The organism is Streptosporangium sp. NPDC049376 (assembly GCF_044466505.1).
In the GTDB taxonomy this organism is placed as follows: Bacteria; Actinomycetota; Actinomycetes; order Streptosporangiales; family Streptosporangiaceae; genus Streptosporangium.
On record NZ_JBITMT010000012.1, the window covers coordinates 26,654 to 45,410 of the forward strand.

Annotated in this window: 20 protein-coding genes, 2 tRNA genes and 1 other RNA gene; 11 read left to right on the top strand and 12 right to left on the bottom strand. The window is 69.0% G+C overall.

Annotation, left to right across the window (positions count from 1 at the left end; all coding sequences use genetic code 11):
* Positions 1-195 precede the first annotated feature (195 nt).
* The gene (locus tag ACIBVQ_RS26730) at positions 196-840 is read left to right on the top strand and encodes a hypothetical protein (protein WP_399180758.1); all 645 of its coding nucleotides are present in this window, start codon (positions 196-198) and stop codon (positions 838-840) included.
* Positions 841-937: 97 nt separating this feature from the next.
* Here the strand turns inward: ACIBVQ_RS26730 and ACIBVQ_RS26735 are convergent, their stop codons facing one another.
* From ACIBVQ_RS26735 to ACIBVQ_RS26755, 5 genes are all read right to left on the bottom strand, one after another.
* Complete coding sequence (locus ACIBVQ_RS26735; RefSeq protein WP_352013696.1) at positions 938-2,005, bottom strand: aspartate-semialdehyde dehydrogenase; 1,068 nt, start codon at positions 2,003-2,005, stop codon at positions 938-940.
* On the bottom strand, positions 2,002-3,276 hold the full coding sequence (locus ACIBVQ_RS26740; RefSeq protein ID WP_352013695.1) for an aspartate kinase: 1,275 nt from the start codon (positions 3,274-3,276) through the stop codon (positions 2,002-2,004). The genes ACIBVQ_RS26735 and ACIBVQ_RS26740 overlap by 4 nt, the downstream gene beginning before the upstream one ends.
* Before the next feature lie 91 nt (positions 3,277-3,367).
* The gene (locus tag ACIBVQ_RS26745) at positions 3,368-3,898 is read right to left on the bottom strand and encodes a DUF5063 domain-containing protein (RefSeq protein WP_352013694.1); all 531 of its coding nucleotides are present in this window, start codon (positions 3,896-3,898) and stop codon (positions 3,368-3,370) included.
* The gene (recR, locus tag ACIBVQ_RS26750) at positions 3,891-4,490 is read right to left on the bottom strand and encodes a recombination mediator RecR (protein WP_352013693.1); all 600 of its coding nucleotides are present in this window, start codon (positions 4,488-4,490) and stop codon (positions 3,891-3,893) included. The genes ACIBVQ_RS26745 and recR overlap by 8 nt, the downstream gene beginning before the upstream one ends.
* A gap of 4 nt (positions 4,491-4,494) precedes the next feature.
* Positions 4,495-4,848 (bottom strand): YbaB/EbfC family nucleoid-associated protein, encoded by a 354-nt coding sequence (locus ACIBVQ_RS26755; protein ID WP_352013692.1) that lies wholly within the window; start codon positions 4,846-4,848, stop codon positions 4,495-4,497.
* Positions 4,849-5,199: 351 nt separating this feature from the next.
* Here ACIBVQ_RS26755 and ACIBVQ_RS26760 point away from each other — a divergent pair, with 351 nt between their 5' ends.
* Entirely contained in the window at positions 5,200-6,672 is a 1,473-nt protein-coding gene (locus ACIBVQ_RS26760) for a GAF domain-containing protein (protein WP_399180762.1), read from the top strand.
* 13 nt (positions 6,673-6,685) lie between these two features.
* Here ACIBVQ_RS26760 and ACIBVQ_RS26765 read toward each other — a convergent pair whose 3' ends face one another.
* Both ACIBVQ_RS26765 and ffs read right to left on the bottom strand, forming a co-directional pair.
* The gene (locus tag ACIBVQ_RS26765) at positions 6,686-8,881 is read right to left on the bottom strand and encodes a DNA polymerase III subunit gamma and tau (RefSeq protein ID WP_399180764.1); all 2,196 of its coding nucleotides are present in this window, start codon (positions 8,879-8,881) and stop codon (positions 6,686-6,688) included.
* A gap of 31 nt (positions 8,882-8,912) precedes the next feature.
* An RNA gene (ffs, locus tag ACIBVQ_RS26770) (signal recognition particle sRNA small type) lies at positions 8,913-9,008 on the bottom strand.
* Positions 9,009-9,116: 108 nt separating this feature from the next.
* Here ffs and ACIBVQ_RS26775 point away from each other — a divergent pair.
* Both ACIBVQ_RS26775 and ACIBVQ_RS26780 read left to right on the top strand, forming a co-directional pair.
* Positions 9,117-9,202 (top strand) — tRNA-Ser (locus ACIBVQ_RS26775).
* 235 nt (positions 9,203-9,437) lie between these two features.
* Positions 9,438-9,860 (top strand): PIN domain nuclease, encoded by a 423-nt coding sequence (locus tag ACIBVQ_RS26780; protein WP_399180766.1) that lies wholly within the window; start codon positions 9,438-9,440, stop codon positions 9,858-9,860.
* Positions 9,861-10,291: 431 nt separating this feature from the next.
* Here the strand turns inward: ACIBVQ_RS26780 and ACIBVQ_RS26785 are convergent, their stop codons facing one another.
* On the bottom strand, positions 10,292-11,329 hold the full coding sequence (locus ACIBVQ_RS26785; RefSeq protein ID WP_399180768.1) for a S1C family serine protease: 1,038 nt from the start codon (positions 11,327-11,329) through the stop codon (positions 10,292-10,294).
* A 204-nt stretch (positions 11,330-11,533) separates the two neighbouring features.
* Here ACIBVQ_RS26785 and ACIBVQ_RS26790 point away from each other — a divergent pair, with 204 nt between their 5' ends.
* Entirely contained in the window at positions 11,534-12,391 is an 858-nt protein-coding gene (locus tag ACIBVQ_RS26790; protein WP_352013687.1) for a neutral zinc metallopeptidase, read from the top strand.
* 59 nt (positions 12,392-12,450) lie between these two features.
* Complete coding sequence (locus ACIBVQ_RS26795) at positions 12,451-12,750, top strand: type II toxin-antitoxin system VapB family antitoxin (RefSeq protein ID WP_352013686.1); 300 nt, start codon at positions 12,451-12,453, stop codon at positions 12,748-12,750.
* 55 nt (positions 12,751-12,805) lie between these two features.
* Here the strand turns inward: ACIBVQ_RS26795 and ACIBVQ_RS26800 are convergent.
* The 4 genes from ACIBVQ_RS26800 to ACIBVQ_RS26815 all read right to left on the bottom strand — a co-directional run bounded on the left by ACIBVQ_RS26800 (position 12,806) and on the right by ACIBVQ_RS26815 (position 14,404).
* A tRNA-Ser gene (locus tag ACIBVQ_RS26800) sits at positions 12,806-12,895 on the bottom strand.
* 24 nt (positions 12,896-12,919) lie between these two features.
* Positions 12,920-13,363, bottom strand: coding sequence for a tRNA adenosine(34) deaminase TadA (gene tadA / locus ACIBVQ_RS26805; RefSeq protein ID WP_352013728.1), 444 nt, complete (start codon positions 13,361-13,363; stop codon positions 12,920-12,922).
* A 23-nt stretch (positions 13,364-13,386) separates the two neighbouring features.
* The gene (locus ACIBVQ_RS26810) at positions 13,387-13,878 is read right to left on the bottom strand and encodes a tRNA adenosine deaminase-associated protein (RefSeq protein ID WP_352013685.1); all 492 of its coding nucleotides are present in this window, start codon (positions 13,876-13,878) and stop codon (positions 13,387-13,389) included.
* Positions 13,879-13,894: 16 nt separating this feature from the next.
* Positions 13,895-14,404, bottom strand: coding sequence for a tRNA adenosine deaminase-associated protein (locus tag ACIBVQ_RS26815; RefSeq protein ID WP_352013684.1), 510 nt, complete (start codon positions 14,402-14,404; stop codon positions 13,895-13,897).
* 191 nt (positions 14,405-14,595) lie between these two features.
* On the opposite strand from ACIBVQ_RS26815, the gene upp reads away from it, so the two are divergent.
* The 5 genes from upp to ACIBVQ_RS26840 all read left to right on the top strand — a co-directional run bounded on the left by upp (position 14,596) and on the right by ACIBVQ_RS26840 (position 18,714).
* A complete protein-coding gene (upp, locus tag ACIBVQ_RS26820) occupies positions 14,596-15,234 on the top strand; it encodes a uracil phosphoribosyltransferase (RefSeq protein WP_362917235.1) in 639 nt (212 codons plus the stop codon).
* Positions 15,235-15,371: 137 nt separating this feature from the next.
* A complete protein-coding gene (locus tag ACIBVQ_RS26825) occupies positions 15,372-15,602 on the top strand; it encodes a hypothetical protein (RefSeq protein ID WP_399180771.1) in 231 nt (76 codons plus the stop codon).
* Between the two features lie 287 nt (positions 15,603-15,889).
* Positions 15,890-16,423: a PH domain-containing protein gene (locus tag ACIBVQ_RS26830; protein WP_352013681.1), complete on the top strand. Its 534-nt coding sequence runs from the start codon at positions 15,890-15,892 to the stop codon at positions 16,421-16,423.
* Positions 16,424-16,555: 132 nt separating this feature from the next.
* Positions 16,556-17,914 carry a helix-turn-helix domain-containing protein gene (locus ACIBVQ_RS26835; protein ID WP_399180773.1) on the top strand — a complete coding sequence of 453 codons (1,359 nt, stop codon included), beginning with the start codon at positions 16,556-16,558 and terminating at the stop codon, positions 17,912-17,914.
* Positions 17,915-18,024: 110 nt separating this feature from the next.
* Positions 18,025-18,714: a FadR/GntR family transcriptional regulator gene (locus ACIBVQ_RS26840; RefSeq protein ID WP_352013679.1), complete on the top strand. Its 690-nt coding sequence runs from the start codon at positions 18,025-18,027 to the stop codon at positions 18,712-18,714.
* Positions 18,715-18,757 lie beyond the last annotated feature (43 nt).

Consider the following 18,757-nt stretch of genomic DNA (forward strand, 5'->3'; position numbering starts at 1 on the left):
ACCGGTTCGGCGTGGGATTGATCCTTCTTGTGGAAGGGCTTCCGCGACAAGGGATAGAAAATGGGGAAACGTCCCTGTAGACGGAGAGCGGCCCGGCTTACGGCGGGAGCACTTCTGGCTCTGCAGATATCGTTCATCGCCCTGGCCTCGGACGGAAACGCCGAGACCGGGGCCGCCAGTTCGCCGGTCGCCGTCATGATCGCGGACTCGTCCGACGCGTCCGCACGGGTGCCGAGCACCGGCCGCTACGACATCAACGCCCTGGAGGCCGCCAGGCGCTACACCCGTGACCTGTACCTGAAGGCCGTAGCCCTGCACGAGCCCGCCGACCTCGGTACGGGACTGTGGGAACGGGAAGGGCTGAGTGAGGCCCGGCAGCCCGAGGCCAAAGCCCCGGTCAGAAAGAGCCAGGCGCGGACCAGTGCCCAGACGGCCCACCGCCTGCCCTCGGTACGGCTCGCCCACACACAGGCCGCCCAGTTGCTGAAGCGGGCCGGTCTCGGCCGGAAGTCCTCAGGCCGGTGCGCCAGCCGAGACAACGGGCGGTGCACCTCACTTGAGGCCGTCAGGACGGACACGGTGAACAGGGTGATCGGCCTGAAGCGCGAGAGCGGGTGCCCCATCGTGATCACCGGAGGCACCGAGGTCGGCCACGCCCCCGGCCTGTACAGCCACTACGAGGGCTACAAGCTGGACATCAAGCCCAACCGGTGCGTCAGCCGCTACATCAAGAGCAAGTATCCCTACCAGCGGGTCAGGGGTGACGGCGCCCCGCTCTACGGGGACTCACAGACCGTCTACGCCAGGGAGTCCGACCACTGGGACATCCTCTTCCGCTGACGCCCGGGAACGCCGCTGTCACCCGGGAAACCGGATGCCCGGGAAACCGCACCGGGCGGGCCGTCCATGAGACGACCCGCCCGGCGACGACGACGTGCTAGAAGAGCTCGGCCACGACCAGCTCGGCGATCTCCGCCGCGTTCAGGGCGGCGCCCTTACGGAGGTTGTCGCCACAGACGAACAGGTCGAGGGTGTTGGGGAAGTCAAGCGCCTGGCGAACCCGGCCCACGTAGGTGGGGTCGGTGCCGACGACGTCGGCCGGGGTCGGGAAGACTCCGTTGGCCGGGTCGTCCATGACGACCACCGTCGGCGCCGCCTCCAGGATGCGGTGCGCGTCGGCGACGGTGATCTCCCGCTCGAAGGTCGCGTGCACGGCCAGCGAGTGGGTCGTGATCACCGGGACACGGACGCAGGTCGCGGAGACCTTCAGGTCGTCGATGCCGAGGATCTTCCTGGACTCGTTGCGGAGCTTGATCTCCTCCGAGGCCCAGCCGCCGTCCTTGAGCGAACCCGCCCACGGCACGACGTTGAACGCGATCGGCGCGGGGAAGGGAGACTCGCCGTCACCGAGCTTGTTCTGCAGGGCCTTGCGCACGTCACCGGCGCTCTGGCCGACCGTCCGGTCGCCGGCGAGCGCCTCGACCTCGTCGTAGAGACGTCCCGAACCGGCGACACCCGCGCCGGAGACCGCCTGGTAGGAGGAGACGACCAGCTCGCGCAGGCCGTACTCGGTGTGCAGGGCGCCCATCGCGGCCATCATCGACAGCGTGGTGCAGTTGGGGGTCGAGATGATGCCCAGCGGGCGGTTACGCGCCGCCTGCGGGTTGACCTCGGGCACCACCAGCGGCACCTCGGGGTTCATCCGGAAGGTGCCGGACTTGTCGATGGCGACCGCGCCGCGCTCGGCGGCGATCGGCACCCACACGGCGGAGACCTCGTCGGGCACGTCGAAGATCGCGATGTCGACGCCGTCGAAGACCTCGGCGGTCAGCTCCTGGACGACCAGGTCCTCACCGCGGACCCGCAGGACCTTGCCCGCGGACCGGGCGGACGCGACGAGCTTGATCTCGCCGTAGATGTCCTCCCGGTTGGAGATGATGTCGCGCATGACGGTGCCGACGGCACCGGTCGCGCCGATCAGAGCGAGGGTGGGCTTGCGGCTCATCGGCCGGTACCTCCGTAGATCACAGCTTCAACCTGGTCGGCGTCGAGATTGAACGCGCGGTGGGCGGCGCTGACCGCCGAGTCCACCTCGTCCTGCCCGACGATCACCGAGATGCGGATCTCCGAGGTGGAGATCATCTCGATGTTCACCCCCGCGTCGGCGAGGGCGGCGAAGAACGTCGCGGTGACGCCGGGGTGCGAGCGCATGCCCGCGCCGATCAGCGACACCTTGCCGATCTGGTCGTCGAACAGCAGCGACTCGAAGCCGATGTTCTGCTGGATCTTCTTCAGTGCGGTCAGCGCCGTCGAGCCGTCGCTCGCGGGCAGCGTGAAGGAGATGTCCGTCCGACCGGTCGCCGCCGCCGACACGTTCTGCACGATCATGTCGATGTTGACTTCGGCGTCGGCCAGCGTTTTGAAGATCGTGGCAGCCTCGCCGACCTTGTCGGGCACCCCGACAACGGTGATCTTGGCCTCGCTCCGGTCGTGCGCGACGCCGGAGATGATCGGCTGCTCCATCTGTGTTCCTTCACTGTCGGGGTCGGAGATGACCCACGTGCCTTCCTTGGTGCTGAACGAGCTTCTTACGTGAATCGGCAGGTTGAAGCGGCGGGCGTACTCGACGCAGCGCAGGTGCAGAATCTTCGCGCCGCAGGCCGCCATCTCCATCATCTCCTCGTAGGAGACCTTGGGGATCTTGCGGGCGACCGGGACGATGCGCGGGTCCGCGGTGAAGACCCCGTCCACGTCGGTGTAGATCTCGCACACGTCGGCTTCGAGAGCGGCGGCGAGCGCCACGGCCGTCGTGTCGGAACCGCCCCTGCCGAGGGTGGTGATGTCCTTGGTGTCCTGGGAGACCCCCTGGAACCCGGCCACGATCGCCACCTGACCGGCGCCGATAGCCTCGCTGATGCGGCCCGGCGTCACGTCGATGATGCGGGCGCGGCCGTGCGAGGAGTCGGTGATCACCCCGGCCTGGGAGCCGGTGAACGAGCGGGCCTCCTGGCCCAGGTTCGCGATCGCCATGGCCAGCAGCGCCATCGAGATGCGCTCACCCGAGGTGAGGAGCATGTCGAGTTCGCGCACCGGCGGCAGCGGCGAGACCTGCTGGGCGAGGTCGAGCAGCTCGTCGGTGGTGTCGCCCATCGCCGAGACGATCACCACGACGTCGTTGCCGGCTTTTTTCGTCGCGACGATCCGCTGGGCGACCCGCTTGATGCAGGACGCGTCGGCGACGGAAGAACCACCGTACTTCTGAACAACGAGCGCCACGAGATGTCTCCGAAGCAATCTAGGGCTGTGGAGCTCTCAGTCTACTGTCGCCCGGGTAGCGCACTTCTGGTTTGGCCCACTATGTGGACAATCACACGGTTGTGCGCTCTTCGGCCACGTCCAGCCGAGTATGGGCGACGAGTGCCTGCAGGGCGCGCAGCGCGGCCCCGGCGTGGTTGCCCCAGGTGTTGAAGTAGGAGTACTGCCACCACCACAGCGCCTCAAGGGGACGCCCCGCCTGGTAGTGCCTGAGCCCGTGAAGAAGGTCGGCGGCCACCGCCGTCAGGTCGTCCGACAGCCGGTACGGCGTGACCGCGGTGTCCTTGTACGGGTCGAAGACCTCGGCGTAGTCGTCGACCGGGCCGAGCCGCTCGGCCAGGGCCGTACGGACCGCGTCGACGTCCGGGTCCTCGCTCAGGTGCGGCTCCCAGTTGCCGGACAGGATCACGTCCTGGCTGGCGCCGAGCTGCGCGCCCGCCGAGCTGACCTGCGCGACCTCGACCAGCAGCAACGACAGGATGGCGTCGCCGCCCTCACCGTTCGCCAGCCTGGTCAGACCGTCGATGTAGTTCTCCGCGTGCCCGGCGACCCGTTCCGCCAGAGCACCCCATGCGTCAGACATCCAGCAGCCTCCTTCCCTCGAACGCGCGGCCCAGGGTGACCTCGTCGGCGTATTCGAGGTCACCGCCCACGGGCAGCCCGCTGGCCAGTCGTGTGACTCTCAGCCCCATCGGCTTCACCAGACGGGCGAGATAGGTCGCCGTCGCCTCCCCCTCAAGGTTGGGGTCGGTGGCGAGGATCAGCTCGGTGACCTGGCCGTCGGCCAGTCTCGTCATCAGCTCGCGGATGCGCAGGTCGTCGGGGCCGACCCCGTCGATCGGGCTGATCGCGCCGCCGAGCACGTGGTAACGCCCGCGGAACTCACGGGTCTTCTCGATCGCCACGACGTCCTTGGACTCCTCGACCACGCAGATCACGTGGGGATCGCGCCGGGCGTCGCGGCAGATCCGGCACTCCTCGTCGGCGGCGACGTTCCCGCAGGTCCGGCAGAAACGGACCTTGTCCTTGACCTCAAGCAGGGCGTGGGCGAGCCGCTTCACGTCGGCGGGCTCGGCGGACAGCAGATGGAAGGCGATCCGCTGGGCGCTCTTCGGGCCGACTCCGGGCAGCATGCCCAGCTCGTCGATCAGGTTCTGGACGACCCCCTCGTACATGGCTTCAGAACCCGGGCAGCTGACCGAGGCCGCTGCCGCCCCCAAGTCCCTGTGCGAGCGGGCCGAGTTTCTCCTGCTGGAGGTCGGCCGCGGCGCGGACCGCGTCCCTGATCGCCGCGATGACCAGGTCGGCGATGGTGTCGGCCGTGTCCTGGGGGTCGCCGGGGTCGACGGCCTCGGCGCTGATCCTCAGTTCGAGCAGCTCGCCGCCGCCGTTGACCGTGGCGACGACCAGCCCGCCGCCCGCCGAGCCCTCGACCTGGGCGTCGTTCAGCTCCTGTTGAGCGCTCACAAGCTGCTGCTGCATGAGCTGTGCCTGCTCCAGCAGCTGCTGCAGGTTGACATCCCCTGGGTTCACCGTCGTTGTGCTCCTCGTCCGTGACGTCAGTCGTCACGAGCCTACGGGGTCAGAGGCGGGTGTTGTACTGGCCCATGCCCGTGTTCCCCCCATGTGGTGACTAAACCCGGTCCGCCGGTTCACGACGATCCTGTCGGGTCCCGGCCCCCCTCCACGACGTCCGGGACCCGACGGCGCACGCGCCGGAGCGGCCGCACACGACGGCGTGCGCTGCGAAGGTAACCGATTCCAGGTTGCACACACGTTGCGATCGTTCAATCACCCTTCGCACTCCCTTTTCGCCGAACCGGTTGCGTGCACCCGTCCCGACAACCGATGCTTCGGCAATCGGTCTGATTCCTGGGGAGCCATATGTCCGGCAGCCGCCGGGAAGCCGTCCCGGATTTGAACGTCCACTCGTTACGACTGCGCCGTCTGCACGAGTCCGTGCTGAACGGTGCCCAACCTCCTGACGGGGCGTTACGCGGCCTGATCTCCGCCTCGTGGCGCAGATCCATGGACGCGGGCGTCGATCCCGAGGCGAGCGCGGCCCCGCCCGCCTTCGAACGGGAGGACGTCGAGGACGTCCGTTCCCACCATCCCGTCGGCGCCCTGCTGCCGCTCGTCGCCGGAACCCTCCTGGAGGCCGCCTCGGCGAGCGCGCACATCCTGATGGTCACCGACGAGAAGGGCCGGGTGCTCTGGCGCGACGGAGACCACCGGGTGATGGGCATGGCCGACGAAGTCGGGCTCGCCGACGGCTTCCACTGGGGCGAGGAGGTGATCGGGACGAACGGCATGGGCACCGCGCTCGCCACCCGGGGCCCCGTCCACGTCTTCTCCGCCGAGCACCTGGTCAGGGCACTGCACCCCTGGTCGTGCTCGGCGGCGCCGATCAACGACCCGGACAGCGGCGAGGTGATCGGCTGCGTCGACATCAGCGGCACCATGGACGCCCTGCATCCGGCGACCGTCGCCCTCGTCGAGACCACGGCCAGACTGGCGGAGAGCCACCTGGCGCTGCGCATGCGCGAGCGCGACGACCTGTTCCGCGCCCGCAACGACGAGCACCTGCTGGCGCTGCGCGGCGAACCCGGCGCCCTGGTCACCGCCACGGGCCGTGTCGTCGCCTCCGACCGCTCCCTGCGATGGGGTGACCGCGTACGGCTGCCCGCCTCCGGCGACCGGGTCGTGCTGCCCGACGGCGAGACCGCGCTGCTGACCCCCGTCCGCGACGGCTTCCTGCTGCGTGTCCTCGGCACGGCGGACACGCCCGTGCTGACCCTGTCCTTCCTCGGGACGCGGCATCCCGCGGCCGATCTCGACGGCGCCCACGTGCCGCTGTCCCCCCGTCACGCCGAAATCCTCACGGTGCTGGCCCTCAACCCCAAGGGCGTCACGGCCGAACAGCTCTCCCTCCACCTGTACGGCGACGCGGGGAACCCGGTGACCGCCCGCGCCGAGATCCACCGCCTGCGCCTGCAGCTCGGCCCCGTGGTCGCGGCGCGGCCGTACCGGCTGACCTGTGTGGTGCGGGCCGACTTCCTCACCCTGCGACGCCTGCTCGCCGGTGAGGACACCACCGCGATCGCCGGCGCGTACGGCGGGCCGCTGCTACCCCGCTCCGACGCCCCCGCGGTGCGCGACGAACGCGAGGAGCTCGAAGGCCGGGTCCGCGCCCGCCTCCTGACCCGGGGGTCCCCCGACGACCTGTGGGCCTACGCGGAGACCGAGGGAGCCAAGGGCGACGCCCACGTCCTGGAACGGCTCGTCGCCGTGCTTCCCCGGAGCGACCACCGCGCCGTGACCGCCGCGATCCGCCTGTCGGCCCTGGACTCGCCCTGATCCCGCAGGACCGTCAGGCGTGGCCGATCTCCTCGATGATCTGGCCGCCCAGCTCACGCTGGAGGAGGGCCATGCCGGTCAGCGCGTCGTCGGACGAACCGGCGTCGTCGGAGCCGGACGACCTGCCGGGCACGGCCTCCGGCCACGCCGACTTGGTCCCCGTCCCCCTCGGCCCCGTCTGGGCGGCCGTATGGGCGGCCGTCCTGGCGGCGGAACGCGCGGCGGCCAGGCCGGGACTCGGCGGCGGAGGCGAACCCGGGTCCTCGGGGAGCGGTGCGTCGGGCCAGGACTCGTCGGTGGCCTGCGGGCTCTGGCGAGGCTGCGTCTGCGGGGCTCGCTGGGCCTCACGGGGAGGCGAAACCGCCTGGGGCGGCGCCTCCCCCTGGGGCTCCGCGGTCGGCCTCGTGACGGGCCCCTGCGAGGGACTCTGCGCGGGGCTCTGGACGGGGCTCTGGACGGGCTCGGCGCGTGGCGGAGGAGGAGGCGGCGTCTGCTGCCGGGCGCCGGACGGCATGGGCGAACCGCCGACGACGGCCTCCACCTTCCAGGTGCCGCCGAGCACGTCCTGCAGCGCCCCCGCGACCACCACGTCCTTGCCGCCGCCGGTGAAGTTGCGCATCGCGCCCACCTGGGCGAAGCCCAGCGTGACGACCTTGCCCTCGACCCCGACGACCTGGGCGTTGGTGTTGACGTTCGCCCAGACGACGATGCTGCGCCGTTTGAGGGCCGCGAGCACCTGCGGCCATGCCTGCTGTACCGCTCCCGCGTCGCCTCCCGACACTCCCGGGACAGCAGGAGCCTGGGGCTGGTCCGCGGCGGGGGCGGGCGCCTGCCCTCCCGGCCGCGTGGGAGCCGGCCAGTCGTCGTCCTTGGCCCGAACCGGTACGGCGGCCGCGGCGGGCTGCGCGGGGGTCTGCGTGGGGGCCGGAGCCTGGGCGGCCATGGGAGCCTGAGCGGGAGGCGCCTGGGCCACCGCCGGGACCACCACTGCCGGGGCCACCGTTGGAGCCGCTGCAGGGGCCACTGCAGGAGCCGCCGCCTGGACCACCGTGACCCCGCCCCGCTCCAGCCGCTCAAGCCGGGTCAGCAGTGCCGCCTCATCCCTGGCCACCCCGGGCAGCAGGGTCCTGGCGCACATCAGCTCAAGCAGCAGCCGGGGCGAGGCCGCGCCGCGCATCTCGGTCAGGCCCTCGTTGAAGATCTCCGCCGCGCGGGTCAGCTCGGCCGGGCCCATCGAGGCCGCCTGCTGCTGGAGCCGCTCCAGCTCGTCACCGGGACGGTCGAGCAGCCCGCTGGTCGCGGCCTCGGGCACGTTCGCCAGGATCACCAGGTCGCGGAAGCGCTCAAGCAGGTCCATCGCGAACCTGCGGGGGTCGTGACCGCCCTCGACCACCCGGTTCACGGCCTGGAAGACCTTCGCCCCGTCGCGGGTGGCGAAAGCGGAGACCATGTCGTCGAGCAGGTCGCCGTCGGTGTAACCGAGCAGGGAGACCGCGCGGGCGTAGGTGATGCCGGCCTCGTCCGACCCGGCGAAGAGCTGGTCCAGGATCGACAGCGAGTCACGGGCCGACCCGGCGCCCGCCCTGACCACCAGCGGCAGCGCGGCGGGTTCGAACGGCACGTTCTCCGAGGTGAGGATCTCCTCCATGAGCGTGCGCAGCGCGGCGGGCGGAATCAGCCGGAAGGGATAGTGGTGGGTGCGGGACTTGATCGTCCCGATGACCTTCTCCGGCTCGGTGGTCGCGAAGACGAACTTCAGGTGCGGCGGGGGCTCCTCGACGAGCTTGAGCAGCGCGTTGAACCCCTCGCGGGTCACCATGTGCGCTTCGTCGATGATGTAGATCTTGAAGCGCGCCGAGACGGGGGCGAAGAAGGCCCGTTCCCGCAGGTCGCGGGCGTCGTCGACACCACCGTGCGAGGCGGCGTCGATCTCGATGACGTCCAGGTGGCCGGGCCCGGTCGGCGCCAGGGCCACACACGACTCGCACTCGCCGCAGGGGTCGGGGGTCGGCCCCTTCTCGCAGTTCAGCGAACGGGCCAGGATGCGGGCGCTTGACGTCTTGCCGCATCCCCTGGGCCCGCTGAACAGATAGGCGTGGTTGATCCGGCCGCTCCGCAGCGCCTGCCGCAACGGCTCGGTGACGTGCTCCTGCCCTTTGACCTCGGCGAAGGTCCCGGGCCGGTACTTGCGGTACAGCGCAAGACTCATGCGACGATCCCACCTGCGAGGGAGTCTGAAACGAAGAGACCCCTCGCACACCCGCCAGAGCCTGCTTATCCTTGCTGCCTTCCGGCCCTGGGGAGGTTCACAGGATGACGCCGCGCGAGGGGTCCTGGCACAGTCTAGCCTCTGTCGCGAGTGCTCGGAGTAGTGAACGGCCGCCAACGAAGATGCCTCGAATATGTGGTCAACGCAGTCCTGAAAGTTCGGTAAGCTACTCCACGGAGGATTCGCCTAGTTGGCCTAGGGCGCACGCTTGGAAAGCGTGTTGGGGGCAACCCCTCAGGAGTTCGAATCTCCTATCCTCCGCGCTTGGTTGAGCAGCAAGACACGAAGGGCCCGGACTATCCACCCGGGCCCTTCGTGTTGTCCGGCCTCGGTCGACACGCCCACTTCGAAGCATGCGCGCTTGCCGGCGACGGCGCGGGGCCACCCGTGAGGTGCTGGAGCACCGGCGCCGAGCGCTCGCGCTCGCTCGGCTCCGTTCCGACGCCTCAGGAGGCTTCGACCTGGAACTCTTCGAAGAGAAGAGCAATTACCGTCAATGAATGCGGCTCAGTTTCTGATCGCCACCAGTGCCCTTGCCCGTTTCCTGCGCCCCGACGCGGACCGGTACGGCTGGGATCAAGCTGCCGTCGCAGGACTCATCGCAGTCTGCCCCATCACCGAATTTGAGTTCCTCTACAGTGCCCGATCCATTACGGATCGCGAGCAAGGCGTCGAAGATCTACGGCTTCTGCTCGGCTGGACCCCCATCGACGACCGCGCCTACGACCGCGCCTGGAAAGTTCAGGAAGCCCTCACCCGGCGAGAGCGACATCGCAGCGCAGGCCCTGTCGACCTCGTCATCGCCGCCACAGCGGAACTTCAAGGGCTTACGCTCCTCCACCGAGACCGAGACTTCGAGTGCATCGCCCGGGTCACCGGTCAAGCACTCCAGTGGTACGGCCCCGAGCCGGGCAAGTAAACCTCACAGGCATGCAGGCTGAGTCTCCCGTCACCCAACCCCCACAGGGCAGGGATCAAAGCATCGCCCCGAATCGACGTCACGCCTACCGACCTCTGGCCGGAGGAAGCGAGACCGTCTTGCGGATGCCGTAGTGGTGATCGGCGGAGGTGGTTCGGAACGCCTCCGCCCGAACGCGGCGTACGCGGTGACCGGGATCACGCGTCAGCCGGAGAGCTGTCTCACGGTGGCGCAGAGGGGCACGCGCGGAGGGGGCGGCCCCTACCCGGCGGACGCCACCGTGCTTGTGCGGGCCGGTGACACGGCGTCCACCAGGGCGGTGACGCACGTGAGCACCTGTGCCGCTGTTTGGAGATCCGCCTGTTCGCTCCTGCCGGGCATCGCGATCGCCTGGTCTCGCCCCCAAGCCTCGGCTTCATCGAAAGGACCGGTCAGTCGCCTCCGGTGGTGCCGAGCCGTACGGTCGTGGTGGTGGTCGAGCCGTCGGGGTGGAGGAGTTCCACCTTGGCCGAGTCGCCTGGCTTGTGGGCGGCGAGGGCTCTGGCGAGGTCCTGCGCGGTCAGGACCGGGGTGTCGTCGAGTGCGACGATCACGTTGCCCGGCCTGAGCGCCGTCCGCGTCCCCTGGGCCGTCCGCACGACGCCGACACCGCTCGGTCTGCCGTGTCTGTCGACCACGGTCTGCGCCGCGACTCCCAGGTCCGCCCGGCCGGTTTCGGTCACCTCGCCCTTCTCGACGAGCCGGCGGACGACGCGGGTGACCGTGTTGGCCGGGATGGCGAAGCCGATACCGGGGAGCACACTGCCCGTGTCCGCGTTCACCAGGTCGGCTACCAGCACGCCGACGACCTGTCCGGCGAGGTCGACCAGGGCGCCTCCGCTGTTGCCCGGGTTGATCGCGGCGGAGGTCTGGATGAGGCCGCCGGCCGTCGGAGCGACGGTCTCGTGCCCCTCGGCCGCGAACTGGACGGTCCGGTTCAGCCCGGAGACGATGCCGTCGGTCACGCTGCCCGACAGGCCGAACGGGTTGCCCATGGCCAGCACGATCTGGCCGATGGCGAGCCGGTCTGAGTCGCCGAAATCGGTGGGGACGAGGCCCGACGGGTCGTCCACCCTGATGACGGCCAGGTCCCCGGCCTTGTAGACCCCGACGAGCCGGGCCGTACGGGGGGCGCCACCGGTGGCGAGCATGACCTCGAAGCGTTCGGCGTCACCGACCACGTGGGCGTTGGTCACGATGTGCCCGAGGTCGTCGTAGACGATGCCCGAGCCCTCGCTGATCTCCTCTCCCGACCGCGAGGTGATCTGCACGACGGACGGCAGCACCCTGGCGATGCCCCTTCGGTAGTCGGCCTCAAGTGTCAGCGGACTTCTCGCCACGGGGACGGCCACGGAGGACCCGGTTTCGAGGTCCGCCTTGTCCGGTGTCTCCGGGTCGGCGCCCAGATCGTTGCCGAGGAGTACGACCATCACAAAGAGCGCATTGATGACTACCATCCGCATCTGCCGCATGTGACGATATTTCCCTTGTTGGCGGTGAAAAGCTGCAGGTGGGGGATATATTTCGTGCAAGTCGACGCCGATGAGGCGCTGCGCCGTACCCGGCGAACCGGTGGGCATGGTCGGCCCCGGGGAGGGCAGTGGGGGTCCAAGCGGATCGAAGGGACGTCTGCGATGGATTTCAGAGACGACGCCCGGCTGGACAGCTCACAGGTGGAAAGCGGTGGCCGCAGGAGGATTCCCGGAGGAGGACTCGCGGTCGGCGGGGGCGCCGCCGGAATCCTCGCGCTCATCGTGGCCCTGCTGTTCGGGCTCAACCCCGGGGACATCGTCGGCGGGAACGAACCCGCCCCCGTGGGGCCGGGAACCGACCTGGCGGCCAAGTGCAGGACAGGGCAGGACGCCGACCAGAACGAGGAGTGCCGGGTGGTCGGCGTGGTCAACAGCATCCAGGACTACTGGCCGACCGTCGTGCAGGGTTACCGGCCCGCCAAGACCGTGATGTTCTCCGGCCAGGTGAACACCGCCTGCGGCGCGGCCGACGCCTCGGTCGGCCCGTTCTACTGCCCTGCCGACCAGAAGGTCTATCTCGACCTGAGCTTCTTCGACGAACTCCGCACCCGTTTCGGCGCGGAGGGCGGTCCGTTCGCCCAGGCGTATGTGATCGGGCACGAGTACGGTCACCACGTGCAGAACCTCCTGGGCACCAGCTCCATGGCCCAGGGAGACCGGCAGGGACCGCGGAGCGGCTCGGTCAGGCTTGAGCTGCAGGCCGACTGCTACTCGGGCGTGTGGGCGAAGAACGCCTACGAGACCGGCCTGTTCGACAAGCCCTTCACCCAGCAGGACATCCAGCAGGCGCTGAGCGCCGCCTCGGCCGTGGGGGACGACAGCATCCAGGAGCGCACCCAGGGCCGGGTGAATCCGGACGCCTTCACCCATGGCACGTCGGCGCAGCGTGTCAGGTGGTTCACCACCGGTTACGAGAGCGGGGATCCCAACCGGTGCGACACGTTCTCAGGGAGCCTCTGAGGCCGTCGCCGACCTGGGCAAGCAGGCAAAGAATCCGAATCTCTCATAAACTACGTACTGTGATCTTCAAGCTGGTCGGTGATGGACGGCCCTACCCCGAGCACGGTCTCTCGCATCGCGAGTGGGCGCAGATACCGCCGCGGCAGGTCCGCCTCGACACGTTGATCACCACGAAGACGGTGCTCGACCTGCACTCGCTGCTCGCCAAGGACTCCACCTTCTACGGCGACCTGTTCCCGCACGTGGTCCAGTGGCGTGGCGACCTCTATCTGGAGGACGGCCTGCACCGTGCCCTGCGCTCGGCGCTGCACCAGCGCTCGATTCTGCACGCCCGCGTCCTCGAACTTCCCGAGGACTGAGGAACCTCTGGCACGACGAAGGGCCCCCGGCGAACCGGGGGCCCTTTCGTTGCTGTGGCGGTGGAGGTGGGATTTGAACCCACGGATAGGTTGCCCCATCACACGCTTTCGAGGCGTGCGCCCTCGGCCACTAGGCGACTCCACCGCCGAGCAGCTTACCGGATATCCGCTATTGCTCGCGCATCCGGCGAGAGGTGAAGAAGTCGGTGAGGACCGTGGCGCACTCGTCGGCCAGCACCCCCATGACGACCTCGGGCCTGTGGTTGAGGCGGCGGTCCCTCAGCACGTCCCACAGCGAGCCCGCGGCACCCCCCTTGGGATCGACGGCGCCGTAGACGACCCGGTCGACCCGGGCCAGCACGGCGGCTCCGGCGCACATCGTGCACGGTTCAAGGGTCACGACCAGCGTGCAGCCGGTCAGCCGCCACTCACCACGCGAGAGGGCGGCCCGCCGCAGGGCCAGGACCTCGGCGTGCGCGGTCGGGTCCGCCAGCGACTCACGGTCGTTGCCCGCCCCGGCCAGCACGGCCCCCTCGGGGTCGAGGACGACCGCTCCGATCGGCACCTCCCCCCTGGCGCCCGCCTCGGCGGCCTGCTCAAGGGCCAGCCGCATCCCGGCGGCGTACGCCTCGGGGTTCACCGGAGCCGGTCGAGCTCGTCCGCGAAGGCCAGCCGCTCGGCGATCACCGAGAGCGTGTCCGCGGGGAGCGCGCCCTCCTCCATGCTCAGCTCGACGAGCTCCTCCGGGCTCATGCCCAGGTCGCTCAGCAGCTCGAAGTCGCCCGCGGGCCGTACGCCGAGGTCGGGGGTCTCCTTGTCCGGGGCGACGCCGGCCAGCTCGGTGAAGAGCTCGCCGAGCCCGTCGGTCAGCCCCGCCTGGGCGTCGGACAGGAAGGTGCGCGGTTCCCGGTCTCCCTCGTAGCGGACGATGGCGAACCACTCGTCCTCGACCTCGACGCACAGCAGGGCCAGCTCGTCACCGTTGAGCCCCAGATGCTCCTGTACGGCGTCGCCCAGGTCGTCGGCTATCTCCGCGGCGCCGAGGTCGATCTCGGCGCCGTTCCATCCGTCCTCGGTGCGGACGAACGCCGCGGAGAACACACTGCCAGTGGATTGCCTGGAGGACATGGCCGGTCTCCCGGGGTCAGCCGAACACAGAGTCGATCGCGCGTTCGAAGGGCTCGGAGAATCCCAGACGGGCGGCGATGCTGGACAGCACGTCCTCGGGAAGGAGGTCGATGTCCCCGGAGAGGATGCCGAGCTCCATCTCGTCGAGCCCCAGGTCGGCGAAGATCGACAGATCTCCGGCGGGCAGGGCCGTCTCCTCGTCCTGAAGGATCGCGTCCAGTTCGTCCTCGTCGGGCACCGGCACGTCGAGGTATTCCAGCGCCTGCCGCGCCAGGGGGAAGTCCCAGGACGCGGCGATGTCGGAGAGGAAGACCTCCACATGCTCACCGAACACTCGTAACGCCACGAAGAACTCATCCCCAACGGCGACCAGGCCAATCGTCCCGTTGATGCTCGGCTGCTGGCGTAGGGCGTGGACGAGACCCTGGAGGTCGGAGGTGAGCGCCACGGGAAGCAGCTCCGCCTCCCAGCCGTCGTCCTCGCGATAGACGACGATGGCAAAGTCCAGAGGGTCTTCGTCTGACATGCTCATCCCCACCGGTGCACTCGCTACGGACGTCAATGCTTTCAGAAGCACCGCGTCGCCGTACGCCTCCGGGGCCAAATTGTGATCCAAATCCGGGTGAGCGGGCGATGTCGTCCAGGCGAGCGCCCGTCGTCCGGGACGTGGGTCCCGCCGCTGTCCCCCGCACGGCCGTCCGGATAGCGTTGACGTCCATGGAGACCCTCGTCGTCGAGCACCCGCTGGTCGCGCACAAGCTGACCGCTCTCAGGGACGCGCGTACGGACTCGCCCACCTTCCGGCGCCTGGCCGACGAGCTGGTGACGCTGCTGGCCTACGAGGCGACCCGGCACGTCCGCGTCACCGGTGTCACCGTCGAGACCCCGGTCGCCAAGGCCAAGGGCGTACGGCTGGCGCAGCCGTACCCGCTGGTGGTGCCGATCCTGCGTGCGGGCCTGGGCATGCTGGACGGTATGACCCGGCTGCTGCCGACGGCCGAGGTCGGCTTCCTGGGGATGATCCGCAACGAGGAGACGCTCAAGGCCGAGACCTACGCGACGCGGCTGCCCGACGACCTGTCCGGGCGTCAGGTGTACGTGGTCGACCCGATGCTGGCCACGGGTGGCACCCTGGCCGCGGCGATCCGGTTCCTGTTCGACCGCGGCGCCGACGACGTGACCGCGCTGTGCCTGCTGGCCGCCCCCGAGGGCATCGCCTACATGGACGAGGCGTTCGCCGGCAGCGACAGGCCGATCCGCCTGGTGACCGCCGCGCTCGACGAACGGCTGAACGAGCACGGCTACATCGTCCCCGGCCTCGGGGACGCGGGGGACCGCCTCTACGGCGTGGTCTGAGGATCTCCCCGGTGTGGGGGGAGGCGTTAACCCTCCCCTTCGTTACCCAACGTGCTTGAATGGGTACGAGCAGTAGCGAGGATGCCTCTTCCGTGTCCCCGGCCAGGGGAGGCCGCGGGCACACATCAGGGAGAAACATGAGCGAGCGGACCGTCCAGGATCAGGAGCCGGACCCTTACGAGCACGTCAGTGCCGCGTTGCGGAGCGAGTTCTCCGAGGTCCATCCGGCGGCCACGGTGACCCGCTGCATCCAGGCCGCGCACTACGGCGCGCTGGAGGTGACCGGCCAGGCCCACCCGGTGCTGGTCGAGCGGATCGCCCGCAAGCACCTGGAGGTCCTCGCACTGGCCGCGAGTGAGGGTGGGTGACGAATGTCACACCGCCCTGGTCGGGTCCCGTCGCTGAGATCGTGACCCTGTCAGGGAAGACGCTTTACCTCGCGAATGGCATGGGTAATGTATACGGCGGGTGCAGTGGGTGAGTGGTCGTAGGAGGCCGCAGTGCAGGTCAAGAAGGTTCTGACATACAGCGCCATTGCTTTTGTGGCGTTCTACCTCTTCACAAGACCGGGTGACGCAGCGAACACAGTTAGGGGCGCCATGGACACCATGTTCAACGCGGCCAATTCTCTGGCCCAATTCGTATCCCATCTGTCATGAGGCTGGTGACCCACGGGGACTCGGCTCCCGCGTCGGTCAACCGCTACCTACTCCCCCACGAGCAACAAGTAATCATGGTGCGGCTTCACCCGGCCGTACTGCTGCGCCCCATCGCCGAGGTCTTCGGTGGCCTGATCCTGGCCGGCCTGCTCAGCAGGTGGTTCGGGGGACAGAGCTCCGGAGGCACCGCCCTGGTGATCGTCTGGTGGGCTTGGCTCCTCCTTTTGATCCGTTTTGTGTGGAAAGTGGCGGAATGGTCGGTTGAGCATTTCATCGTCACCTCCAAGCGTGTGCTGCTCACCACGGGCCTGATCACACGCAAGGTCGACATGATGCCCCTCGGCAAGGTGACCGACATGAGTTTCCAGCGCTCACTGCTCGGTCGCATGCTGGGATACGGCGAGTTCGTCCTGGAGTCGGCGGGTCAGGACCAGGCCCTCTCAAGGATCAACTTCATCCCCTATCCGGAGACCATCTACCTAGAGGTGTGTCAGATGCTCTTCCCCGGCGGCAACGATTCGGATGATTAGTGCCCCTATGTCCCGTATGACATAGGGGCCCGAAGAGTCCGCAGGTGGATTCTCTTCACGTGGGGTTACCGATTCGACTGCTTCGTGCAATCATGGCGGGAACATTGACCATCCCCCGCCCTGAGAGATCAGATGCCGAGTCAGGGAACCATCGGTGACCGCGTCCGCGGACTGCGGCTGAGTAGGCGCATGTCTCAGGCCCAGCTGGCAGGGCCTGACCTCTCCGACAGTTATGTCTCCCTCATCGAGTCCGGCAAGCGCACGCCGACCCCCGTGGTCGCGCGGCTTCTCGCCGAACGGCTGGGGTGCACTACCGAGTTCTTGCTGCACGGGATCGAGCCGCGCCAACGGATCGACACCGAGCTTGGCCTGCGTCACGCGGAGCTTGAGCTGCAGCACGGCGACCCCGGGGTCGCCGCGGAACGGTTCGGCGAGATCGTCAAGGTCGCCGGCGAGGAGAACGCCATGCTGGCCGCGCACGCGCGGCTGGGGCGGGCTCGCTCGCTGGAGGCCCAGGACCGAGTCGGACCAGCGGTAGAGGCGTTCGAGCGGCTCCGCCGCGAGGCCGCCGCGCACCCCGAACGGCTGGCAGACCTTCCTCTGACGGTCGCGCTGAGCCGCTGCTACCAGCGCGCGGGCGACACGCTTCGCGCGCATGATCTGGCCATCTACGCCCTCAGCCAGGTCAACTACCTGGCGTTGACGCAGGGCGAGATCGCGATCGAACTGGCCGCCGCGCTGGTGGAGACCGAGGCTGCCAGGCCCCAGTCTCCCGGCCTGTCGTATGTCAGGCACATCCTGGCGGTCAACGGCGTTCCCTCGGTGGTCAACCGCACCGCTGAGATCCACTCCCTCTGGCAGGCGAGCGTCGCCGCGGCGGAGGGTGAGGACTCGGCACTGGCGGTACGCCTGGCCGACGACGCCATCGCGACCGGCCGACCCGCCCGGATGGCCTTCAGGCTGGCCGGGATCGCACTGGAATGGGCGAGACTCACGGTCTCTCTCGGAAGCGCCTCCCTCTCCGAGGAGGTCTACGAGTTGGCCACCGCTGCCAGCGGGGTCTTCGCCACGTTCGACGAGAAGGTCAACGAGTACGCGGGAAGCCTCGTGGTCCTGGCCCGCCTCCAGCTCGGGAGCGGTAACCCGGACGGCGCGGTCAACCTGGCCTCGTCCGCCCTCGACACGCTGTCCGGCCAGGCCAGCCCCACCGCCGCCGCCGCGCACCTGGTCCTTGCCCAGGCCGCGCTCTCGCGGGGGGAGGGTGAGGTTCTGTCACGGCTGAACACCGCGGGGGAGCTTCTTCACGCCCTGCGTTCGGAGCGGTCCAATCCCGACCGTGAGGTCGCGCGTGCCTGGCGTGAGCTGGGTGACCTCTACGGCAGGGTCGGCGCGGGAGAAGAGCAGACCAGCGCGTATCGTAAGGCTCTTGAGGCAGCGGGAGTCCGCGACGCGATGGTGGGAATGACGGTCGATTCGACACTGGTTCGATAAAGCAATCCGCCTCCTCCGGCGTTCCGGATTTGTTTTTCTGCCTCCGGAATAACTAGGGTCTACCAGTCATTGAATCATAGGATGATTGGCTTCTCCGGAGGAGGCGGACTGTGAGTCTGCGTACGGCGCAGCGGGCGTCTCTCGTTGACCAGGTGATCGACCAGCTCAAAGAGCAGATCACGTCGAACTCCTGGAAGATGCACACGAAGATTCCCACCGAGACCGTGCTCGCGGAGCAGCTCGGGGTCGGACGCAACACCGTGCGTGAGGCGGTAAGGGCACTCACCCACGCAGGCCTGCTCGAATGCCGCCAGGGCGACGGAACCTACGTCCGCGCCACGAGCGAACTCTCCGGCGCCATGCTGCGACGGCTACGCGCCGCCGAGCAGCTGGAGATCCTGGAGGTACGGCGCGCACTTGAGGTCGAGGCCGCCAAGCTGGCCGCGACGCGGCGGACCGAGGCCGACATCGCCCACATCGAGGCCGCCCTCGCCGAGCGGGAGCAGGCTTGGGAGTCGGGCGAGCCGACCGCCTTCGTCGAGGCCGACCTCGCCTTCCACGTCGCCGTCGTCCAGGCGACCCACAACCGGGTCATGATCGACCTCTACCAGGACTTCTCCGCCGCGCTGCGGGCCAGCATCACCGCCGCGGGCACCTCGCTCAACAGCACCTACATCCCGCACGACGCCATCGCCCGCGCCATCATGGCGGGCGACGCCGCCGCCGCCGAGCGCGCCGGTCACGCGTGCATGGAACACATCCTGATCGCTCTGACCGAGGCCCAGGAACTCACCAGCTGACCTTCACCCGGCGCGGCGGACGCCGCCGCGCCGGGTGCTTCCT

What these genes read in the sequence shown, in the direction of transcription:
- ACIBVQ_RS26730 (WP_399180758.1), top strand. Translation starts at nt 196, where the DNA reads ATGATCGCGGACTCGTCCGACGCGTCCGCACGGGTGCCGAGCACCGGC.
- ACIBVQ_RS26735 (WP_352013696.1), bottom strand. Translation starts at nt 2,005, where the DNA reads ATGAGCCGCAAGCCCACCCTCGCTCTGATCGGCGCGACCGGTGCCGTC.
- ACIBVQ_RS26745 (WP_352013694.1), bottom strand. Translation starts at nt 3,898, where the DNA reads ATGTCTGACGCATGGGGTGCTCTGGCGGAACGGGTCGCCGGGCACGCG.
- recR (WP_352013693.1), bottom strand. Translation starts at nt 4,490, where the DNA reads ATGTACGAGGGGGTCGTCCAGAACCTGATCGACGAGCTGGGCATGCTG.
- ACIBVQ_RS26760 (WP_399180762.1), top strand. Translation starts at nt 5,200, where the DNA reads ATGTCCGGCAGCCGCCGGGAAGCCGTCCCGGATTTGAACGTCCACTCG.
- ACIBVQ_RS26765 (WP_399180764.1), bottom strand. Translation starts at nt 8,881, where the DNA reads ATGAGTCTTGCGCTGTACCGCAAGTACCGGCCCGGGACCTTCGCCGAG.
- ACIBVQ_RS26780 (WP_399180766.1), top strand. Translation starts at nt 9,438, where the DNA reads ATGAATGCGGCTCAGTTTCTGATCGCCACCAGTGCCCTTGCCCGTTTC.
- ACIBVQ_RS26785 (WP_399180768.1), bottom strand. Translation starts at nt 11,329, where the DNA reads ATGGTCGTACTCCTCGGCAACGATCTGGGCGCCGACCCGGAGACACCG.
- ACIBVQ_RS26790 (WP_352013687.1), top strand. Translation starts at nt 11,534, where the DNA reads ATGGATTTCAGAGACGACGCCCGGCTGGACAGCTCACAGGTGGAAAGC.
- tadA (WP_352013728.1), bottom strand. Translation starts at nt 13,363, where the DNA reads ATGCGGCTGGCCCTTGAGCAGGCCGCCGAGGCGGGCGCCAGGGGGGAG.
- ACIBVQ_RS26810 (WP_352013685.1), bottom strand. Translation starts at nt 13,878, where the DNA reads ATGTCCTCCAGGCAATCCACTGGCAGTGTGTTCTCCGCGGCGTTCGTC.
- ACIBVQ_RS26815 (WP_352013684.1), bottom strand. Translation starts at nt 14,404, where the DNA reads ATGTCAGACGAAGACCCTCTGGACTTTGCCATCGTCGTCTATCGCGAG.
- upp (WP_362917235.1), top strand. Translation starts at nt 14,596, where the DNA reads ATGGAGACCCTCGTCGTCGAGCACCCGCTGGTCGCGCACAAGCTGACC.
- ACIBVQ_RS26825 (WP_399180771.1), top strand. Translation starts at nt 15,372, where the DNA reads ATGAGCGAGCGGACCGTCCAGGATCAGGAGCCGGACCCTTACGAGCAC.
- ACIBVQ_RS26830 (WP_352013681.1), top strand. Translation starts at nt 15,890, where the DNA reads ATGAGGCTGGTGACCCACGGGGACTCGGCTCCCGCGTCGGTCAACCGC.
- ACIBVQ_RS26835 (WP_399180773.1), top strand. Translation starts at nt 16,556, where the DNA reads ATGCCGAGTCAGGGAACCATCGGTGACCGCGTCCGCGGACTGCGGCTG.